The organism is Novosphingobium sp. AAP1, assembly GCF_001295765.1.
GTDB classification, from domain to species: domain Bacteria; phylum Pseudomonadota; class Alphaproteobacteria; order Sphingomonadales; family Sphingomonadaceae; genus Novosphingobium; species Novosphingobium capsulatum.
This window is the reverse complement of record NZ_LJHO01000002.1, coordinates 37,235-55,713: the sequence shown is the minus strand read 5'-3', so window position 1 is coordinate 55,713 and position 18,479 is coordinate 37,235. Positions and strand designations below refer to the sequence as shown.

The following is an 18,479-nucleotide window of genomic DNA, read 5'->3' as shown; positions in this document are numbered from 1 at the left end:
TCGGGTTCAAGATGCCCAACCTGTCCAAACCCTTGCGCATGCACCTGCCCCGTCTTTCGCTCATGGCGCTGGCCGTGGGCAGCCTGGCCTTGGCCGGTTGCGAAAGCGAGCGTGACCGCAAGATGGAAGAGCGCATTGCCGCGGCCGAGGCCAAGGCCGCTGCCGCGGAAAAGCGCGCCGCGGCGGCAGAGGCCGCTGCTGGATCGACGTCACCCGTCACGACCGGCACCGTGAGTGACGATAGCGACAGCCAGGAAGCAACCTCGGAAGACCAGCCGCCGGTGGAAGGTGACGTCGATCAGCAGCAGCAAAGCGACAACCAGCCATCGGCCGATTTCCAGCCCGACAACGAAGGGCCGCAACTGGTGATTCAGCCGCCGCCGGTCGGCGTGCCTGGCCCGGTCGACGTGGGCAGCCCGCCAGTCGCTTCCTGATCGGCTGCCTCTTGCAGCCAAGGCACAGCTCTTGCACCAACGCAGCAGGGCGCTATCACCCGCGCACCGTTCCCGGCAGGAGTTTAGCCAGACCATGACCGATACCGCCGCCCCTGCCACCGCGCCCGTGGTGTTCGTGCTCAACGGCCCGAACCTCAACCTTCTGGGCATGCGCGAGCCGGCCATCTATGGTCACGACACGCTCGACGATATTGCCGGCCGCCTGGAAGACCGCGCCCAGGACCTGGGCCTGACGGTGGACGTGCGCCAATCGAATCACGAAGGCCACCTAATCGACTGGCTGCACGAGGCCCAGGCCGTGGGCGCGCGCGCGGTGCTGCTCAATGCCGGCGCCTATACCCACACCAGCGTGGCGCTGCACGATGCGATCAAGGGCATCGTCACCCCGGTGATAGAAGTGCACCTTTCCAATCCGCACAAGCGCGAGGAATTCCGCCACAAGAGCTATGTTGGCATGGCGGCCAAGGCCACTGTCGCCGGGTTCGGGGCGGCGAGCTATATCGTCGCGCTCGACGCGGTTTTGCATCTTTAACCGCGCTTAGGCCCGGTTTTTCCCCGAAGGGTGGGCGATTTCGCCTGCCTTTCCCCTTGCCAGCGCGCCCCCGTGCGGGCATGGCGCTGCGCCAGACTTTCCCACCTGTGAGGTTAACAATGGGCCACGACACCGGCGACAAGCCCGCCGCAACCATGGCAATCGACAGCGCGCTTGTGCGCGAACTGGCCGAACTGCTGGCCGACACCGGGCTTTCCGAAATCGAAGTGGAAGACGGTGCCCGCAAGATCCGCGTGGCGCGCACGCTGACGGCCGCCCCGGTGGCACACATGGTGGCAGCGCCTGCTGCTGCCGTGGCCGCGCCGGCCGCTGCAGCCCCCGCCCCTGCGGCAGACGCCGCTCCCGCCGCCGCCGATCTGGCCGGCGCGGTGAAATCGCCGATGGTCGGCACCTGCTATCTCACCCCCGAGCCGGGCGCGCCCGCGTTCATCGCGGTGGGCCAGGCGGTGAAGGCTGGTGACACGCTGCTGATCGTAGAAGCGATGAAGGTGATGAACCCGATCACCGCGCCGGCCACCGGCACGATCAAGGCGATCCTGGTCGAAAACGCGCAGCCGGTCGAATATGACCAGCCGCTCGTGGTCATCGGCTAAGGACATAGAAAAGATGGCCATCAAGCGCCTGCTGATCGCCAATCGCGGCGAAATCGCGCTGCGCATCCATCGCGCTGCGCACGAAATGGGCATCGAAACGGTGGCGGTGCATTCCACCGCCGACGCCGATGCCATGCACGTGCGCCTGGCAGACCATGCCGTGTGCATCGGGCCGCCCGCCGCCAAGGACAGCTATCTCAACATCGCCGCGATCATTTCAGCGGCCGAGATCACCCAGGCCGACGCGATCCATCCGGGTTATGGCTTCCTGTCGGAAAACGCGCGCTTTGCCGAAATCGTCGAAGCGCACGACATTACCTGGATCGGTCCCAAGCCCGAGCACATCCGCACGATGGGTGACAAGGTGGAAGCCAAGCGCACCGCCGGCGCGCTGGGTCTGCCGCTGGTGCCCGGCTCTGACGGCGCGATTTCCGATGTGGAAGAAGCCCGCAAGATTGCCGAGGAAATCGGCTATCCGGTGATCATCAAGGCCGCTTCGGGCGGCGGCGGGCGCGGCATGAAGGTGTGCAACAGCCCGGATGACCTCGCCACGCTGATGCAGCAGGCTGGTTCTGAAGCCAAGGCTGCGTTCGGCGATGCCACGGTGTACCTCGAAAAGTATCTGGGCAATCCGCGCCACATCGAATTCCAGATCTTTGGCGACGGCAATGGCAAGGCCATCCACCTGGGCGAGCGCGACTGCTCGTTGCAGCGCCGCCACCAGAAGGTGCTGGAAGAAGCCCCCTCGCCGGTCATCTCGTCTGACGAGCGCGCCCGCATGGGTGGCGTGGTGGCCAAGGCGATGGCCGACATGGGCTATCGCGGCGCCGGCACGATCGAGTTCCTGTGGGAAAACGGCGAGTTCTATTTCATCGAAATGAACACCCGCCTGCAGGTGGAACATCCGGTGACCGAAGCGATCACCGGCGTCGACCTGGTGCGCGAGCAGATCCGCATTGCCGATGGCAAGCCGCTGTCGGTGACGCAGGACGAGATCGAGTTCAAGGGCCACGCGATCGAGTGCCGCATCAACGCCGAAGATCCCTTTACGTTCGCGCCCTCGCCGGGCCTGGTGAAGAGCTATCACGCGGCCGGTGGCATGCATGTGCGCGTCGATAGCGGGCTCTATGCCGGCTACAAGATCCCGCCCTATTACGATTCGATGATCGCCAAGCTGATCGTCTATGGCCGTACCCGCGAAGGCTGCATCATGCGCCTCAAGCGCGCGCTGGAGGAAATGGTGATCGACGGGGTCAAGACCTCGATCCCGCTGCACCAGCGGCTGCTGGAAGATCCGACGGTTCTCGATGGCGGCTATTCGATCAAGTATCTTGAGGAATGGCTGGCCCAGGGCGGCGGCAAGTAACACGAAAAGGTCGCATCGCAGGATGCGGCCTTTTTTGTTGCTTGGACAAGCGGCACCCCGGATCAAGTCCGGGGTGACGACGACAATAGATTTACGTCACCCCGGACTTGATCCGGGGTGCCGCTGAACTTCCCGCGGCTTCCACGTGGCAACGCGCCAGAGATAGGCGCCGACCAGCACGGCGGTGAGCCCGAGCGAGGCGGGCCCGGTATAGGCAGCCACCTTTTCATAATGCTGCCCCAGGTGCCAGCCGGCCCAGACCAGCAACGCATTCCAGATTGCCGCGCCGGCAAAGGTAAAGACCAGAAAGCGCGCGTGGCCCATCGCGGCGAGGCCCGCCGGCAGCGAGATCATGGTGCGCATCGCCGGCGAAAACCGCATCACGAACACCACCCATTGCCCGTGGCGGCGAAAGAACGCGACGAGGCGGCGCATGGCCGGCCAATCGAGCGTGAGCACGCGGCCATAGCGCGCCACGAACGGCCGAAGTCGCTGATAGCCAAGATGGCGGCCAAGCAGAAACCAGGCATAGTTGCCCAGCGTGGAGCCGACCGTACCGAAGATCATCAGCGGCACCACATCCATGCGCCCCTGGGCCACGGCAATCCCGCCCAGCCCCATGATCACCTCGGAAGGGATGGGCGGAAAGATGTTTTCCAGCGCCATCAGGAACGCGATGCCCCAATAGCCGCCGTCGGCAATAAGCTGCAAAATCCAGTCGTTCATGGTCGGAACAACGCGCGGGGCCGCAAACGGCCCCGCGCAAAAATCAAATCCGCCGTTCGATCGCGTCCCAGATCATGCCGCCGGTATCGCTGCCGTTGAACCGGTCGATCGCGACGATGCCGGTGGGCGACGTGACGTTGATTTCGGTGAGCCACTTGCCGCCGATCACGTCGATGCCCACGAAGATCAGGCCGCGCTTTTTGAGTTCGGGCCCGAGGGCTTCGCAGATTTCCTGCTCGCGCGCCGTCAGCGTGGCGGCTTCGGCATAGCCGCCCACGGCCAGGTTGGAGCGGAACTCGCCCTCGCCCGGCTTGCGGTTGATCGCGCCGGCCACTTCGCCGTCGACCAGCACGATGCGCTTGTCGCCCTCGGCCACTTCGGGAAGGAACGGCTGGACCATGAACGGTTCGGGCCAGACCTGGCCGAACAGTTCGGCCAGCGCCGACAGGTTGCCGCCATCGGCATCGATCTTGAACACCGCCTTGCCGCCGTTGCCATGCAGCGGCTTGACCACCACGGCGCGATCACCGTGCTTGTGCTGGAACGCGCGCACGTCGAGCGCCGAACGCGTGATCAGCGTGGGCGGCATGAAGCGCGCATAGTCGAGCACATAGACCTTTTCGGGCGCATTGCGGACCGAGCGGGGATCGTTGACCACCAGAGTCTCGCCCTCAAGCCGCTCCAGCAGGTGCGTGGCGGTGATATAGCCCAGGTCGAACGGCGGGTCCTGGCGCATCAGCACGACATCGACGTCACGGCCCAGATCGATCTTGCGCGTCTCACCCAGGTGATAGTGATCGCCTTCGACGTGCTGCACGGTGACTGGCGCGGCATCGGCCGTTACCCGGCCCGCTTCCCAGGCCAGGCTGGTAACGTGGTAATACCACAGTTCATGCCCGCGCGCCTGGGCGGACAGCATCAGGGCAAAGGTCGAATCACCACCGATCTTGATCGAATGGAGAGGGTCCATCTGGACCGCAACGCGCAGGGTCAAGGCAGTGCTCCGAATGATATCCGTGGTCTTGCGGGTGGCCCGTTTAAAGGCGAATTGGCAGCAGCGCGACCAAAAAGGAGCCGCAACCGCATCAGGAAAAATCAACCATGCTTGCCGCCCGGCTCATTACCCCGTTTCTGTGCCTCATTGCCTGCGCGGTGGTGCTGATCGACGTGCCGGGCCTGGTACACGCCTGATGGTCACGGCTGCCAGGCGTTGACGATGCGGCGCGGCCAGCGGCCCGGCGCAATCAGGATCACATCGATCCGCACATCATCGCCTGGCCCGGCATAGCGCGGTGCCAGTGCCTGCGCCGCGCGGGCAACGCGCGCCAGGCGGCGGGCGTCGATCGCGGTATCGAGCGCGGCCGCGCTGTCCCGCCATTTCACCTCGACAAAGGCCACGGTGCGGCCCCGCCGCGCGACCAGATCCACCTCACCCACGCCGATCTTCACCCGCCGTGCCAGCACGCGCCAGCCGGTGAGCATCAGGTAGAGCCCGGCCAGCCATTCGCCGCGCCGGCCCTGCGCCTCGGCCCGGGCGCGATTCACGGGGCCTCTTTCAGCGCCATGGCACGGGCATAAAGCGACTTGCGATCAAGGCCATGGGCCTTGGCCACCTGCCCGGCCGCCTGCGAGGGCGACAGGTGCTCCAGCGCGGCGCGCAGCAGTGTGTCGACGTCATCGGCCGCTGGCGCAGCAGGCGCGGGCGGTGGGCCGGCCAGCAGTACGATCTCACCCTTGGGGGGATGGGCAGAGTAGTGCGCGATCAGTTCCTCGGGCGTGCCGCTGCGGCATTCCTCGTGCAGCTTGGTCAATTCGCGTGCGACGGCCAGTTCGCGCCCCGGCAGATGCTGTTCCATTGCCGTGAGCGAGGCAACCAGGCGCGGCCCGGTTTCATAGAACACCAGCGTGGCCGGTATCGCGGCCAGTTCGGCCAGCACATCGCCGCGCGCCTTGTCCTTCGACGGCAGGAAACCGGCGAACATGAAGCGATCAGTCGGCAGGCCCGCCAGCGTCAGCGCCACGATCATCGCGCTCGGCCCCGGCAGGCTGGTGACGGCAAGGCCCAGTTCGCGTGCCTCGCGCACCAGGCGATAGCCGGGGTCGGAAATCAGCGGCGTGCCGGCGTCAGACACCAGCACGACCGACTTTTCGGCCATTTCACCGAGCAGCCGCCCGCGCACATCGGCCGAGGCGTGGTCATCATAGCGGCGCATGGCCTTGCGGATTCCCAGATGATTGAGCAACTTGCCCGTGACGCGGGTATCTTCGCAGGCTATGACGTCACACCGGGCGAGGATGTCGGCGGCACGGGCGGTGATATCGCCAAGATTGCCGATGGGCGTGGCCACGATATAGAGCCCGGGCGCAAGGGGTGGTGTATCCATTCCTTTTCCATGGACCGGCCTTACGGGAGCGGCAAGCAGATGATGATGGGCAAGAGCGGCAACAACGGCATTGCGGACGGCAGCAGGGCGCCTTCCGGCTTGAGCCGCCGCCGCATGGGCCAGTGGCTGGCGCTGTCGCTGCCGGCGGCGCTGCTGGCCGGCTGTTCGGTCATTCCCAAGCCCGGAACGCCGGGCACCTCGCCCCCGCCGCGCGAAACCGCGCCGCAGGAAAACGTGCTGCCGAGCGATGCCGGCCGCCACCGCGTGGCGCTGCTCGTGCCGCTGACCGGCCCCAACGCCGCCGTGGGCCAGGCGATTGCCAATGCCACCACGATGGCCCTGCTCGATACCAACGCGCAGTCCTTGCGCATCACTACCTATGATACCGGCGCGGGCGCCGCTGCAGCAGCGAGCAAGGCCGTGCTCGATGGCAATCGCCTGATCCTAGGCCCGCTGACCTCGGAAGATGTCAGCGCCGTGGCTGGTGTAGCCCGCCCGGCCAAGGTGCCGATGATCACCTATTCCAACGACAGCGCGGTGGCCGATCGCGATGTTTTCGTGCTGGGCCAGGTGCCCGGTCAATCGATCGCCCGCGTGATCGGCTATGCCCATAGCCAGGGGATCCGGACCGTGGGCGCGATCGTGCCAAGCGGCACTTATGGCCAGCGGGTAAGCATCGCGCTGACCGATGCCGCACGGATGCAGGGCATTCGCCTGACCGCCATCGAAACCTATGACCGCAGCAATACCTCGGCCGCGAGCGCGGTGCGCCGGGTGAAGGCGCGCGGGCCGATCGATGCGCTGCTGATCGGTGATGGCGCGCGGATCGCGGTGCAGGCCGCGCCCTTTGCCAAGGGCACGCGCCTGCTGGGCACTGAACTGTGGAAGGGTGACCCGACGCTGGCACGCACCCCGGCGATGAAGGGCGCGTGGTTTGCCGCGATTTCCGATGATCGCCTGCCGCGCTTCGAGCAGTCCTACCGCCAGCGGTTCGGCACGGCGCCCGCCCGCATCGCCACGCTGGGCTATGATTCGGTACTGCTCACGCTCAACATCGCGCGCAATTGGAAGCCGGGCACGCTGTTTCCCACAGCGAGGCTCTATGCTCCGGACGGCTTCATCGGCACCGATGGCGTTTTCCGCTTCAATGCCAATGGCGTGGCCGAGCGCGCGCTGGAAGTGCGCGAGGTTTCGGGCGGAACCGTGGTGACCGTGTCGCGCGCCCCGGAAAAGTTCACGAACTAGGCGATTCCATCGGATAAGGGGGCCTGCACGGCTTGCGCGGTAATTCGCGCGTGTTCTATAGCCGTTCTCATGGCGACAGACGATTCCGGCTCCCTGTTCGACAAGCTGCCCCAGGGCAGCCCGCAAGAAAGCTATGATGGCTCTGCCATCGAGGTGCTCGAAGGGCTGGAACCGGTGCGCCGCCGCCCCGGCATGTATATCGGCGGGACGGACGAGCGCGCCCTGCACCATCTGGTTGCCGAAGTGCTCGACAACGCGATGGACGAAGCCGTCGCGGGCCATGCCAACCGCATCGAGGTTTTCCTGGAAGCTGCCGATGGCGCCGCCGGCAAGGTGACGATCACCGACAACGGGCGCGGCATCCCGGTTGACGAGCATCCCAAGTATCCCGGCAAGTCTGCGCTGGAGGTGATCCTCACCACGCTGCATTCGGGCGGGAAGTTTTCGGGCAAGGCCTATGCCACCTCGGGCGGTCTCCACGGCGTGGGGATTTCGGTGGTGAACGCGCTGTCCACCCTCACCCGGGTGGAAGTGGCGCGAAACAAGGAACTCTATGCGCAAGAGTTTTCCTGCGGCCTGGCCAAGGGCCCGCTGGCCCGCGTCGGCAATGCGCCCAACCGGCGCGGCACGGCCGTCACCTTCATTCCCGATGCCACGATCTTTGGCGCCGATGCCAAGTTCAAGCCGGCGCGCCTGTTCCGCCTGGTCCGGTCCAAGGCCTACCTGTTTGCCGGGGTGGAAATCCGCTGGAAGTGCGATCCCGCGCTGATTGCCGACGATACCCCGGCCGAGGCGGTGTTCCAGTTCCCCGGGGGCCTGGCCGATCACCTGGCCGAACAGGTCAAGGGCCGCGAATGCGTGACGGCCCTGCCCTTTGCCGGGCGGCAGGACTTTCCCGCCGGGCCCGATGGGCAGGAAATGGGCCGCGTGGAATGGGCGATCGCCTGGCCGCTGTGGTCTGACGGGGCCTATTCCTGGTACTGCAACACCATTCCCACGCCCGATGGCGGCACCCACGAACAGGGCCTGCGCGCGGCGCTGACGCGCGGCATTCGCGCCTTTGGCGAACTGGTTGGCCAGAAAAAGGCCAAGGACATTACGCCCGAAGACATGATCACCGGCAGCGAGATCATGCTGTCGGTGTTCATCCGCGATCCCCAGTTCCAGAGCCAGACCAAGGACCGCCTCACCTCGCCCGAAGCCGCGCGACTGGTGGAGGCGGCCGTGCGCGACCATTTCGACCACTTCCTGACCGACAACATGGACCGCGGCCGCGCACTGCTCGGCGCGGTTATGGAGCGGATGGATGATCGCCTGCGCCGCAAGGCGGAGCGCGAGGTGAAGCGCAAGACCGCCACCAACGCACGCAAGCTGCGCCTGCCCGGCAAGCTGACCGATTGTTCGGGCGAAGGCAGCGGCGAAACCGAACTGTTCATCGTCGAAGGCGATTCGGCTGGCGGCAGTGCCAAGCAGGCGCGTGACCGCAAGACGCAGGCGATCCTGCCCATCCGCGGCAAGATTCTCAACGTCGCCAGCGCCACGGCCGACAAGATCCGCGCCAACCAGGAAATCGCCGATCTGTGCCTCGCGCTCGGCTGCGGCACGCGCAAGGACTGCAACCCCGACGCGCTGCGCTATGACCGCGTGATCATCATGACCGACGCCGACGTGGACGGCGCGCATATCGCCACGCTGCTGATGACCTATTTCTTCCAGGAAATGCCCGAGATCGTGAAGCGCGGGCATCTGTACCTGGCGCAGCCGCCGCTCTATCGCCTCACCGCCGGCACGGTTTCGGCCTATGCCCGCGACGACGCGCACCGCGCCGAACTGGAAGCGACCAAGTTCAAGGGCAAGAAGGTGGAAGTGGGCCGGTTCAAGGGCCTGGGCGAAATGAACCCCGGCCAGTTGCGCGAAACCACCATGGCGCCCGCCAGCCGCAGCCTGCTGCGCATCACCCTGCCGCCGGAATACGAAGGCCGCGCGGCAGTAAAAGACCTGGTCGACCGCCTGATGGGCCGCAACCCCGAACACCGTTTCATGTTCATCCAGAACCGCGCCGGCGACCTGGACCGCGACCTGATCGACGCCTGAGGTCTGGCGTGGCCGGCCGGACTAGGCGCTTTCGCTTAGCCCGGCATTGAAAGGCACCTAAGCAGACTGTGGCATTCCATCTGACCGAGAACCGGCGGCCTGCGCTGCCGGCTGGCCAGGTGAGTGTCGATGGAATATCTCAAGAACGCGCCGATCCGCCGCAAGCTGTCGCGGCTTTTCGTGATCATTGCCGCGATGATCATGGCGGCCCTGGCGATGATCAGTGCCGGGCTGCACCAGATCAGCGCCAACGACGCTGAAATCACCGGCGACCACGTGCCGCAGGCGCTCCTGGCCAATGGCATGGACACCGCGATTGCCCAGATCGACGCCGATCTGCGCGCCCTCACCATGCCGTCATCCAGCCAGACGGCCGCCGGCCACACCGCGCGCATCGCCGAAAACCGCGCGATGATCGACAAGGCGGTGACCAGCCTCAAAGCCACCGACCTGGATGCCAACGAAGCCGGCTTTGTCGGCGATTTCGCCAAGGGCTGGACCAGCTATGCCACTGCGGCCGAACAGGTGCAGGCTCTGGCCGGCCAGGGCCACATGGCCGAAGCCCAAGGGTTGATCCAGCAGAACGAGGAACTGGCCCAGGGTATCGATTCCAGCCTCGACAAGCTGATCGACTATCAGCGTGGCCATATCACCCAGGCGACGGCCGCGGCCAACCAGGCATATTGGTTTTCGCTGATCACCGGGCTGGGCGCGCTGGCTGGGCTGATCGCGGTCCTGGTGTGGAGCTACCGCCTGCTCGAACGCCTGGTCGCCCGCCCGGTGGCGGAGGTGACCCAGGCCCTCACCCGGCTGGGCGCGGGAGACCGCACAGCGCAGGTCGATCACGCTGACAGCGCGGATGAACTCGGCGACCTGGCCCGTGCCTTTGGCGCACTGCGCGACCAACTCGCCACGGCTGACGCGGCCAAGGCGGCGCAGGTGGACCTGATCGTGCGCACGCTGGGCGTGGCCCTGGCCGACCTCAAGAGCGGCAACCTGGCGGCGCGGATCGAGGGCGGGCTCGAAGGCCCGTTTGCCCAGCTGCGCGACGATTTCAACACCATGGCGGCCGAACTGGGCAAAGTGATCGGCGCGGTGACCAGCGCGGCCGACAATGTGCGCACCGGATCGACCGAGATCCGCGCCGCGTCTGACGATCTTGCCCACCGTACCGAGGCCCAGGCGGCGCAATTGGAAACTGCCGCCACCGCCATGCGCAACGTGACCGCAATGGTGGACGACAGCGCGGCCAAGGCCGAAGCCGTGCGCCACACGATCGAGGAAACCGCCCTTGCTGCCAGCGACGGCGGCCAGGTGGTGACCGAAGCAGTGGCGGCCATGGATGGCATTGCCCGCTCGTCGCAAACGATCAACCAGATCATCGACCTGATCGATGGCATCGCCTTCCAGACCAACCTGCTGGCTCTCAACGCCGGGGTCGAGGCGGCGCGCGCTGGCGACGCGGGCAAAGGCTTTGCCGTGGTCGCCACCGAAGTGCGCGCCCTCGCCCGCCGCTCGGCCGACGCCGCGCGCGATATCAAGGGGCTGATCGGGGAAAGCACCGGCCAGGTCGCCGCCGGCGTCCAATTGGTGACCCGCACCGGCGAGGCGCTGGAGGCGATCATCGCCCGCATCGGCAACGTGCGCGGCCTTGTCGCAGGTATTGCCGAAGCCACCGCCGATCAATCCGACAGCGTGAAGAAGGTCTATGAAACCGTTGGCTCGCTCGACCGGATGACCCAGCAGAACGCCGCCATGGTCGAAGAAAGCACGGCCGCCGCCCGCACCCTGGCGAGCGAGGCCGACGCGCTGGGCAACCTGGTCGCCCGCTTCCGCGCGGGCAGCAGCGGCCCCGCACACCGCGCGCCAGCGGTTGTTGCCGTCCCTTCGGCGGGCCCTGCCCCCCTGCCGGCGCCCACGCCAGTGGCAGCACCGGCACCGCGCGCCCTGCCCGCCCCCGCCGCCATCCCCGCCCCGCGCAAGGTCAGCGTGGCAGGCGGCGGAGGCAGCGGTATGGAAGACTGGTCCGAGTTCTAGGATCAGCTTGAACGGCGCTTCCAATGTCGCCAAGTTCCTGATCTGCCGTGAATTGAGGCAGGCATAGTGGGGGGCGAGACATGAAGGCGGCGGCAGGCGTGCGGTTGATTGCAATGGGGTGGGCCTTGGCAGGGGCCGTGCCCGAGAGCCAGGCTGCCGAAGCCACGGCACCGGCCAAAGCGGGCCCGATCGTGGTCGATACCGCCGCTGCCTGGACACACGGCCCCACCGGCATCGTTTTGCCAGCAGCGATCGGGGCATTCACCCGCACGGAAGTATCGCAGAGCGATCATGGCCTGGCGGATGTTTCGATCCTTTATCAGGACAACGTCAGCCGCACCGCGCTGACCGTCTACGTCTTTCGCGCTGGTTGGCCGCAGGCGCCATTGTGGGCAGACCGATTGAGCCAGGTGATGGCGATGAGCGCGCAGCGCAACGGCGGCACGCTGGCAGGGCCGCCCAGCTTTGCCGCGTTTGCTCCCACAGGCCATGTAAATGCCAGCGCGCTGCGCGTGGTGCAGGCAGTGCAAGGCGGACAATGGCAGGCGACCGGGGCGGTGGTCATTCCTTACGGGCCGTGGCTGGTGACCATGCGGATGAGCTCTGCCACGCTCGACGCCAAGGCACTGGACGCCCAGTTGACTACAGCGGCCGCAGCCTTGCACGTGCCAGCCCCGGCCCAGCCGCTGCCTGCCGCCGTGCCGATTATCGCCTGCACCGATACGCTGACGCTCAAACCGGCCAAGCATGTCGGACCAAGCAAGAGCAGCAATTCGTTGATCGACGCGTTGCTCGGGGCTGCGCTGGCCCAATCGCAAGGCGCCGCAGACGAGGCGGAGGCCAAGGGCGACGCCACCAGCGAACCGCCGCCCTATGCCGCTACGCTTTGCCGCGATCCATCATCATCGATCGATCACGGCGTTTATCGAGCACCGGACGACAGGCAGCGCTACGTCATCGCGCTCGGCGACGCTGGTATCACCCTGGCGGTCGGCCCTAACACCTTGTCCGCGCTGCTCGACAAGCGACTGACCTATAGCGCCACATTGACAATGTTCGACAAGGTCATGGTCTATCCGGCCTATGCGAGCCTTCCGCCACCAGACCAGGCGATCGCCGCACTCGACCGCGAACATCCACAAAGCGAAACATCGGACGGCAAATCGATCACGATCCATCCGTGAACCTTGCGCACCACGCCCAACCGACGAGCTTGGGTAATTTCAGGCTCAGCCGTCAGCGTTGGGACCGCTGGCGCCGTCGCTGCCGCCGGCGTCATCGTTGCGCTTGCCACGGATGAAATCGAAGCGGATGCGCACCCAGGCGCCAACCTGGGGCGTGCCGTTGATGCGCGGCGGGCGGACCAGGAACTGCCAGGCGGCCTGGCGCAGCACGCGGGCCATGCCCGAACCGCGCGGGCTTTCGTCCAGTTCCTGGCAATCGTCGACATGGTAATCGGCAATCGTACGGCAGGCGATGATCGCCCACCGGCCCGAGGCTTGCCCCGGCCGCATATAGCCATCGATTTCCGCGTCGCGCGGCTCGCGATACCACTGCGCGTTATAAAGGCGCGAACCATCCGGCGCGGTGCCGGCCGTGCCGCCGCCGCCACCGCCGGCAGAGGCCTGCTGCGCCGCGCTGCCGGTGCCGGCGGGGCCGGTCATTTTGGAAATGTCCGACGCGGCAAAGTCTGATCGCTTCATCGGGATGAAGCCCTCGGGCCAGACCACCTTGTTGTCCGTCGGCACGACCACGCGCGGCGGGGTGGCGGCCGCCGGTGCCGTGGCCGCGGCATGGGTGGCCTGCTGGGCGGCCTTCTGCTGCTTGGGTGTGGGGTTTTCGCTCTTTTCGCCGGCCGCAGCGGACAGATTGACCGCGGTCAGCGTGCCGCCCTCGTGCTTGGCCGGTGGCTCGTAGAGGCCCACGGAGAGAAGTGCCGCCAGCAAAAGCAGCGACATGGCCAACGCCAGCACGAACGAGATGGAACGGCGGCGAGGGTCTGCGCCATAGCGCCCACCCCCTTCCGCAAGCAGCACGTCTTGCATCAAGGCTCCGTCACCGCAGGGTGCCCGTGCGCCGCGCATGCGCGCGGACACTCCTGCAAGCGGCCGCCCTATACCAAGGCTGCCAGTGACAAAACCCTCCGATTGCGTCCCACCCTTCGCCCGCCCCAGAAAAAAAGCAGTGCGCGGGAAAGGATAGCCACCTCAATCGCGCGGGCCGAGCTTTTCCAGTTCCACGCTGTCGAACATGGTGCGTACGGCGGGACGCTGCTTGATCTGCTCGATCCAGCGCACCAGGTGCGGCGTATCCTCGCGGTTGACCAGCTCGGCAAACCCGAACTGCATGCCGTTGGCGATCGCAAAATTGCAGATATCCGCCAGCGTATATTGCTCAGGGACCAGCCATTCATGATCGCGCAGGTGATCGTCCAGGCGCCGCACCGAAAAGGCGATCTTGCGCATTTCCTCGTCCAGCAGGTCCTGCGGGAAGCCTTCGCGGGCGCGGCGCCATTTCACCTGCTGCTCCACCACGGGGATGGCCTTAACCTTGTCCTCGAACTCCTGGTCAGACAGCCCCTGCACCATCTTGCCGACATAGCGGTGCCAGCCGATGGTCGAGACGCACCAGCAGAAGTATTCGTCCACCCACTTGGTCCATACCCGCATCTGCGCGCGACCATAGCTGTCGGCCGGGCGCAGCGAAACTTGCGTGGGATATTCATCTTCCAGGTATTCGCAGATCACCGTGCTTTCGGTGATGACCTTGTCGCCATCGACCAGGGCGGGAACCTGCCCGCGCGGGTTGATCGCCTTGAACCAGTCGGAATGATGCTCGAACTTGGCCGGGTCGAGCCGATTGGCCTGGAACGGCAGCCCCTTTTCGAACAGGGTCAGCAAAGGCTTCATGGAATTGGCGGCGGGACCGAAACTGTAGAGCTTGAGCATGGAGCCTGTTATCCTCGGGCCTGTTATCCTCTCCCGGGCTGCGGCCCGGTCTTGTCCACGCAGCCTAACGATTGTTTGCAAACCTAACAATACCCGATCGGAGAATTCGCATGAGCTTTACCGGACACTGTGCCTGCGGGGCGGTGAGCGCCACCATTTCTGCGCAGGAACCGGTGGCGGTGCGCCAGTGCTGGTGCCGGCAGTGCCAGCAGGCCGCTGCCGGCGGCTGCACCAACAATGCGGTGTTCCCGGCCGAGGCCGTTGCCATCGCGGGAACCCTGGGATCGTTTTCCTATGTGGCGCCATCGGGGAATACGCTCACCCAGTTTTTCTGCCCGGCCTGCGGCACCGGGGTCATGGCCCAGTCATCGGGTCGCATGCATCTGCGCACGGTGCGCCTGGGCTTTCTCGATCCCGGCCATGGGCTGGAACCCGATGCGGTGATCTGGACCGACGATGCGCCGGCCTGGGCGCAGATCGACCAGCGCGCCGCCAGCTTTGCCGGGCAACCGCCCGCGCCCGGCCAGCCGGCTCAATAAAGCAGGAAGGGCGCGCGTTCTTCGATCCAGCTGGCCTCGTCCGGGTCGGCCACGGCATCGAGATCACCGGCCTGCGCGGCGCGGTCATCGACCCATGCGCGCAAGGCCGGGCCGCCGTTGATCACGTCGATCGCCAGCTTGTCGAGCACGTATTCATAGGGGAAATCGCGCCACAGCGGATAATCGGGAGTGAGGTTGCGGATGGCCTTGAACGCCAGCGCCTGAAGCCGCCAGGGGCGGAACGCGGCGTGATCGTAAAACGGGCCTTCGGGATGCAGCATCAGGCCGTGGCACAGGTGGCCGACATGCTTGTGAAACGTCGGCTCGAACCAGCATTCGCGGATTGCGGTGCCGGCCAGCCAGTGCGGCGCCAGCCGGGCCATTTCTGCCTTCACGGCCAATGCATCGACATCCGGCGCGCCGAACAGCACTTCGAGCGGGCGGGTGGTGCCGCGCCCTTCGGAAAGGGTGGTGCCTTCAAGCATCACGGTGCCGGCATAGGCGCGCGCCATGGCCAGGCTTGCCGCATTGGGGCTCGGGTTGATCCAGATGCGGTTCTGCGGCCAGCCCATGCCCGGCGCGGCATCGGGGTGCCAGCCTTCCATCGTGATGACGCGGTAATCCACATCAAGGTTGTAGTGCGCGATGAACCAGCGGCCCATTTCGCCCAGCGTCATCCCATGGCGCATCGGCATCGGCCCGGCGCCGACAAAGCTCTCCCAGCCCGGCACCAGCCGCGTTCCTTCGACCGGGCGCCCGGCCGGGTTGGGCCGATCGAGCACCCACACCGCCTTGCCGGTGCCGTGGCAGGCTTCCAGCAGATAGAGCAGCGTGGTCACGAACGTGTAGATGCGGCAGCCCAGATCCTGCAGATCGAACAGAAAGACATCGGCCGTATCGATCATCGCGGGCGTCGGCCGGCGCACTTCGCCATAGAGGCTGAACACCGGAATGCCCAAGGCCGGATCGCGATAGTCCGGCGATTCGACCATGTTGTCCTGCTTGTCGCCTTTGAGGCCATGTTGCGGCCCGAACGCGGCGCTTAGCGTCACAATCGGGCATGCGGCCAGCGCATCGAGCGCGTGGACCAGGCCATCGGTAAGCGAGGCGGGATGGGCCACCAGGGCCACGCGGCGGCCGGCGAGCGGCGCACGCAGCGCAGGCTCGGCCAGCAGGCGATCAAGTCCGGTCTTCATGGCGCGTGGGGTGCCTCAACCCGCGCGGCGAAGCAAGCCGCATGGTGGAAATCGGGTTTGCCGCGCGGATGGGCCAGAGCCCAATAGGATTTGACCCCGCCCGCCTCTTCCAGAACCGCGCTGAGCCCCATGCGCCAGGGCAGCGGCGGCAGGCCGGCAATCGGCAGCGCCGCATCGAAAATCAGCACATCCTGCCCACGGCGCGGCGTGATCACCGGTTCGCGCGGGAGCGGGCGCGGCGCCATACCCTCGCGATAGCCATCGAAATCATAGGCCGCCCAGCGCTCCGAAGCGGCAAAGTTGAATTCGGCATAGGCGCCGCCAGCGGCCGGATCGTCTTCGCCCAGGAACAGTTCGAAACAGGTCGATTGCCACAGCCCATCGGTGCGCGCACGGCCGGAAAACGGCGGCACGACCAGCGCCGAGGTGCCCTCCACCCGCCAGCGCAGGCACAGCCAGTGATCGTCCATCGAGATGATGCGCGCCGCAACCTGCCGCACGGCCAGCGCCGGGTGATCGGGATGGGCAACAAGCAGCGCCGGTTCCAAGGCACGTCCTTTCATGCTAGGCGCCCCGCTCCACATCGAGGCAACCATGACCGAATACAAGTCCGACCTGCTGCGCCTGCTGTCCGAGCGGGGCCATATCCACCAGTTGACCGATGCGCAGGGCCTTGATGCCCTGGCGGCCAAGGAAATCGTGGTGGGCTATAATGGCTATGACGCCACCGCGCCATCGCTCCATGTCGGCAACCTGGCGTCGGTCATGCTGCTGCGCCGCCTGCAACAGGCCGGGCACAAGCCGATCGCACTGATGGGCGGCGGCACCACCAAGATCGGCGATCCTTCGGGCAAGGACACCAGCCGGCAGATGCTGACCGAAGAAATCATCGCCAGCAACATCGCCGGGATCCGCAAGGTGTTCGACCGCCTGCTGACGTTTGACGACAGCGCCACCGGGGCCACGCTGGTCAACAACGATGAATGGCTGTCGCAGCTGGGCTATATCGACCTGCTGCGTGACGTGGGGCCGCACTTCACCGTCAACCGCATGCTGACGTTCGATTCGGTCAAGCTGCGCCTGGATCGCGAACAGCCGCTGACGTTCCTAGAATTCAACTACATGATTCTCCAGGCCTATGACTTCCGCGAGCTGGCGCTGCGCCATGGCTGCCGCCTGCAGTTCGGCGGGTCTGACCAGTGGGGCAACATCGTTAACGGCATCGAGCTGACCCGGCGCATGAACGGGATCGAGGTCTATGGCGCGACCACGCCGCTGCTGACCACCGCCGATGGCGCCAAGATGGGCAAGTCGGTCAACGGCGCCGTCTGGCTGAACGAGGAACAGCTGCCCAACTACGATTTCTGGCAGTTCTGGCGCAATACCGACGATCGCGACGTGGGCCGCTTCCTGCGCATCTTCACCGACGTTCCGCTCGACGAGATTGCCCGCCTGGAAGCGCTGCAAGGCAGCGAGATCAACGCCGCCAAGACGGTGCTGGCCAACGAGGTAACCGCGCTGATCCGGGGCCGCGAGGCTGCCGAGGCTGCCGAGGCAACGGCCAAGGCCACGTTTGCCGGCGGCGGCCTGGGTCAGAACCTGCCGACGCTGGAAGTGGGCGAGCCCACGATCAGCGTGATCGAGGCGCTAATCGGCCTGGGCTTTGCCGCGAGCCGGGGTGAGGCCAAGCGCCTGATCGCCGGCGGCGGCGCCCGGCTGGATGGCGAGGCGATCACCGACGATACCGCCGTTATCGCGGTTTCGGCCGAGCGTAGGTTGTCTTCCGGCAAGAAGAAGCACGGCATAATCAAGCCCGCTTAACGACTTCCCGTTGCAGGGCGGCGGCAGGCCGCTGCCGCCCATTAACCAAATCTAAGTCAATCTGGATGTATTTTTCCCGCCTGTAATCCCTCATACCGGCAGGAGAAGCCATGTCCGGCGGCGCGCAGCTTTCAGTGACCGACCTGCGCCGGTCTACCCGCCACCCCGTTCACCTGCCGGTGATCGGGGAGCATCGCCGCCTGGGCGACGTGATGCTGAACATCGTCAACATTTCCACGACCGGCTTCATGGTGCGCGACACGCTCGACCTTGGCCGGGGTGAGCGGGTAACCATTCGCCTGCCCCAGATCGGCCGGATCGAGGCCTTTTTGGTGTGGAGCGATGAAAGCCGTGCTGGCTTCCAGTTCGAGCGGATCGTGCGGCACGATGATTTTGCCAAGATGATCAAGCAACTCCAGCCCAACACCCGCCTGCGCGGCAAGGGCTGATCGGGCGGGGGGGTGATCGGGCGCCGGCTGATCGGGGCCCGGCGCGATTGGCGCCGATCATGATTTTCTGAAA

The 18,479-nt window shown here is 66.0% G+C and carries 19 protein-coding genes; 11 read left to right on the top strand and 8 right to left on the bottom strand.

Translation table 11 applies throughout. The features are described 5' to 3' along the window. Positions 1-11 precede the first annotated feature (11 nt). The 4 genes from IP65_RS04260 (at position 12) to accC (ending at position 2,967) form a co-directional block, all read left to right on the top strand. Positions 12-434 carry a hypothetical protein gene (locus IP65_RS04260; RefSeq protein WP_054130954.1) on the top strand — a complete coding sequence of 141 codons (423 nt, stop codon included), beginning with the start codon at positions 12-14 and terminating at the stop codon, positions 432-434. A gap of 94 nt (positions 435-528) precedes the next feature. Further along, the gene (gene aroQ, locus IP65_RS04255) at positions 529-987 is read left to right on the top strand and encodes a type II 3-dehydroquinate dehydratase (protein WP_022675254.1); all 459 of its coding nucleotides are present in this window, start codon (positions 529-531) and stop codon (positions 985-987) included. Between the two features lie 119 nt (positions 988-1,106). After that, complete coding sequence (gene accB, locus IP65_RS04250) at positions 1,107-1,601, top strand: acetyl-CoA carboxylase biotin carboxyl carrier protein (protein ID WP_054130953.1); 495 nt, start codon at positions 1,107-1,109, stop codon at positions 1,599-1,601. Between the two features lie 13 nt (positions 1,602-1,614). After that, positions 1,615-2,967, top strand: a complete 1,353-nt coding sequence (accC, locus tag IP65_RS04245; RefSeq protein ID WP_022675256.1) for an acetyl-CoA carboxylase biotin carboxylase subunit — start codon at positions 1,615-1,617, stop codon at positions 2,965-2,967. A gap of 96 nt (positions 2,968-3,063) precedes the next feature. Here the strand turns inward: accC and IP65_RS04240 are convergent, their stop codons facing one another. The 4 genes from IP65_RS04240 to rsmI all read right to left on the bottom strand — a co-directional run bounded on the left by IP65_RS04240 (position 3,064) and on the right by rsmI (position 6,077). After that, entirely contained in the window at positions 3,064-3,693 is a 630-nt protein-coding gene (locus tag IP65_RS04240; protein WP_054130952.1) for a DedA family protein, read from the bottom strand. Positions 3,694-3,736: 43 nt separating this feature from the next. Next, positions 3,737-4,687, bottom strand: a complete 951-nt coding sequence (gene gshB / locus IP65_RS04235) for a glutathione synthase (RefSeq protein WP_054130951.1) — start codon at positions 4,685-4,687, stop codon at positions 3,737-3,739. Positions 4,688-4,887: 200 nt separating this feature from the next. Then, complete coding sequence (locus tag IP65_RS04230; RefSeq protein WP_022675260.1) at positions 4,888-5,238, bottom strand: YraN family protein; 351 nt, start codon at positions 5,236-5,238, stop codon at positions 4,888-4,890. Next, positions 5,235-6,077, bottom strand: a complete 843-nt coding sequence (rsmI, locus tag IP65_RS04225; RefSeq protein WP_022675261.1) for a 16S rRNA (cytidine(1402)-2'-O)-methyltransferase — start codon at positions 6,075-6,077, stop codon at positions 5,235-5,237. The genes IP65_RS04230 and rsmI overlap by 4 nt, the downstream gene beginning before the upstream one ends. Before the next feature lie 39 nt (positions 6,078-6,116). On the opposite strand from rsmI, the gene IP65_RS04220 reads away from it, so the two are divergent. The 4 genes from IP65_RS04220 to IP65_RS04205 all read left to right on the top strand — a co-directional run bounded on the left by IP65_RS04220 (position 6,117) and on the right by IP65_RS04205 (position 12,637). Continuing rightward, positions 6,117-7,322 (top strand): penicillin-binding protein activator, encoded by a 1,206-nt coding sequence (locus IP65_RS04220; protein WP_022675262.1) that lies wholly within the window; start codon positions 6,117-6,119, stop codon positions 7,320-7,322. Positions 7,323-7,391: 69 nt separating this feature from the next. After that, positions 7,392-9,416 (top strand): DNA topoisomerase IV subunit B, encoded by a 2,025-nt coding sequence (locus IP65_RS04215; RefSeq protein ID WP_022675263.1) that lies wholly within the window; start codon positions 7,392-7,394, stop codon positions 9,414-9,416. 129 nt (positions 9,417-9,545) lie between these two features. Continuing rightward, positions 9,546-11,453: a methyl-accepting chemotaxis protein gene (locus IP65_RS04210; RefSeq protein WP_054130950.1), complete on the top strand. Its 1,908-nt coding sequence runs from the start codon at positions 9,546-9,548 to the stop codon at positions 11,451-11,453. A gap of 137 nt (positions 11,454-11,590) precedes the next feature. After that, complete coding sequence (locus IP65_RS04205) at positions 11,591-12,637, top strand: hypothetical protein (protein ID WP_158441949.1); 1,047 nt, start codon at positions 11,591-11,593, stop codon at positions 12,635-12,637. A 45-nt stretch (positions 12,638-12,682) separates the two neighbouring features. On the opposite strand, the gene IP65_RS04200 is transcribed toward IP65_RS04205, so the two are convergent. Both IP65_RS04200 and IP65_RS04195 read right to left on the bottom strand, forming a co-directional pair. Then, positions 12,683-13,498 carry a hypothetical protein gene (locus IP65_RS04200; protein ID WP_054130949.1) on the bottom strand — a complete coding sequence of 272 codons (816 nt, stop codon included), beginning with the start codon at positions 13,496-13,498 and terminating at the stop codon, positions 12,683-12,685. Between the two features lie 162 nt (positions 13,499-13,660). Continuing rightward, positions 13,661-14,401 carry a glutathione S-transferase family protein gene (locus IP65_RS04195; RefSeq protein ID WP_022675760.1) on the bottom strand — a complete coding sequence of 247 codons (741 nt, stop codon included), beginning with the start codon at positions 14,399-14,401 and terminating at the stop codon, positions 13,661-13,663. 110 nt (positions 14,402-14,511) lie between these two features. On the opposite strand from IP65_RS04195, the gene IP65_RS04190 reads away from it, so the two are divergent. Next, positions 14,512-14,940 (top strand): GFA family protein, encoded by a 429-nt coding sequence (locus IP65_RS04190; RefSeq protein ID WP_022675761.1) that lies wholly within the window; start codon positions 14,512-14,514, stop codon positions 14,938-14,940. Here IP65_RS04190 and IP65_RS04185 read toward each other — a convergent pair. Both IP65_RS04185 and IP65_RS04180 read right to left on the bottom strand, forming a co-directional pair. After that, positions 14,934-16,136: an exo-beta-N-acetylmuramidase NamZ domain-containing protein gene (locus tag IP65_RS04185; protein ID WP_022675762.1), complete on the bottom strand. Its 1,203-nt coding sequence runs from the start codon at positions 16,134-16,136 to the stop codon at positions 14,934-14,936. The genes IP65_RS04190 and IP65_RS04185 overlap by 7 nt on opposite strands. Then, positions 16,133-16,699 carry a DOMON-like domain-containing protein gene (locus tag IP65_RS04180; protein ID WP_022675763.1) on the bottom strand — a complete coding sequence of 189 codons (567 nt, stop codon included), beginning with the start codon at positions 16,697-16,699 and terminating at the stop codon, positions 16,133-16,135. The genes IP65_RS04185 and IP65_RS04180 overlap by 4 nt, the downstream gene beginning before the upstream one ends. A gap of 31 nt (positions 16,700-16,730) precedes the next feature. Between IP65_RS04180 and tyrS the strand changes: the two genes are divergently transcribed. Further along, positions 16,731-17,957: a tyrosine--tRNA ligase gene (gene tyrS / locus IP65_RS04175; RefSeq protein WP_028657729.1), complete on the top strand. Its 1,227-nt coding sequence runs from the start codon at positions 16,731-16,733 to the stop codon at positions 17,955-17,957. Between the two features lie 110 nt (positions 17,958-18,067). Next, a complete protein-coding gene (locus IP65_RS04170; RefSeq protein WP_022675765.1) occupies positions 18,068-18,406 on the top strand; it encodes a PilZ domain-containing protein in 339 nt (112 codons plus the stop codon). The last annotated feature ends 73 nt before the right edge of the window (positions 18,407-18,479 follow it).

Excerpts from the sequence above, each read along its gene's own strand:
- IP65_RS04260 (WP_054130954.1), top strand. The coding sequence starts at position 12 with ATGCCCAACCTGTCCAAACCCTTGCGCATGCACCTGCCCCGTCTTTCG.
- aroQ (WP_022675254.1), top strand. The coding sequence starts at position 529 with ATGACCGATACCGCCGCCCCTGCCACCGCGCCCGTGGTGTTCGTGCTC.
- accB (WP_054130953.1), top strand. The coding sequence starts at position 1,107 with ATGGGCCACGACACCGGCGACAAGCCCGCCGCAACCATGGCAATCGAC.
- accC (WP_022675256.1), top strand. The coding sequence starts at position 1,615 with ATGGCCATCAAGCGCCTGCTGATCGCCAATCGCGGCGAAATCGCGCTG.
- IP65_RS04240 (WP_054130952.1), bottom strand. The coding sequence starts at position 3,693 with ATGAACGACTGGATTTTGCAGCTTATTGCCGACGGCGGCTATTGGGGC.
- rsmI (WP_022675261.1), bottom strand. The coding sequence starts at position 6,077 with ATGGATACACCACCCCTTGCGCCCGGGCTCTATATCGTGGCCACGCCC.
- IP65_RS04220 (WP_022675262.1), top strand. The coding sequence starts at position 6,117 with ATGATGATGGGCAAGAGCGGCAACAACGGCATTGCGGACGGCAGCAGG.
- IP65_RS04215 (WP_022675263.1), top strand. The coding sequence starts at position 7,392 with ATGGCGACAGACGATTCCGGCTCCCTGTTCGACAAGCTGCCCCAGGGC.
- IP65_RS04210 (WP_054130950.1), top strand. The coding sequence starts at position 9,546 with ATGGAATATCTCAAGAACGCGCCGATCCGCCGCAAGCTGTCGCGGCTT.
- IP65_RS04200 (WP_054130949.1), bottom strand. The coding sequence starts at position 13,498 with ATGCAAGACGTGCTGCTTGCGGAAGGGGGTGGGCGCTATGGCGCAGAC.
- IP65_RS04195 (WP_022675760.1), bottom strand. The coding sequence starts at position 14,401 with ATGCTCAAGCTCTACAGTTTCGGTCCCGCCGCCAATTCCATGAAGCCT.
- IP65_RS04190 (WP_022675761.1), top strand. The coding sequence starts at position 14,512 with ATGAGCTTTACCGGACACTGTGCCTGCGGGGCGGTGAGCGCCACCATT.
- IP65_RS04185 (WP_022675762.1), bottom strand. The coding sequence starts at position 16,136 with ATGAAGACCGGACTTGATCGCCTGCTGGCCGAGCCTGCGCTGCGTGCG.
- IP65_RS04180 (WP_022675763.1), bottom strand. The coding sequence starts at position 16,699 with ATGAAAGGACGTGCCTTGGAACCGGCGCTGCTTGTTGCCCATCCCGAT.
- tyrS (WP_028657729.1), top strand. The coding sequence starts at position 16,731 with ATGACCGAATACAAGTCCGACCTGCTGCGCCTGCTGTCCGAGCGGGGC.
- IP65_RS04170 (WP_022675765.1), top strand. The coding sequence starts at position 18,068 with ATGTCCGGCGGCGCGCAGCTTTCAGTGACCGACCTGCGCCGGTCTACC.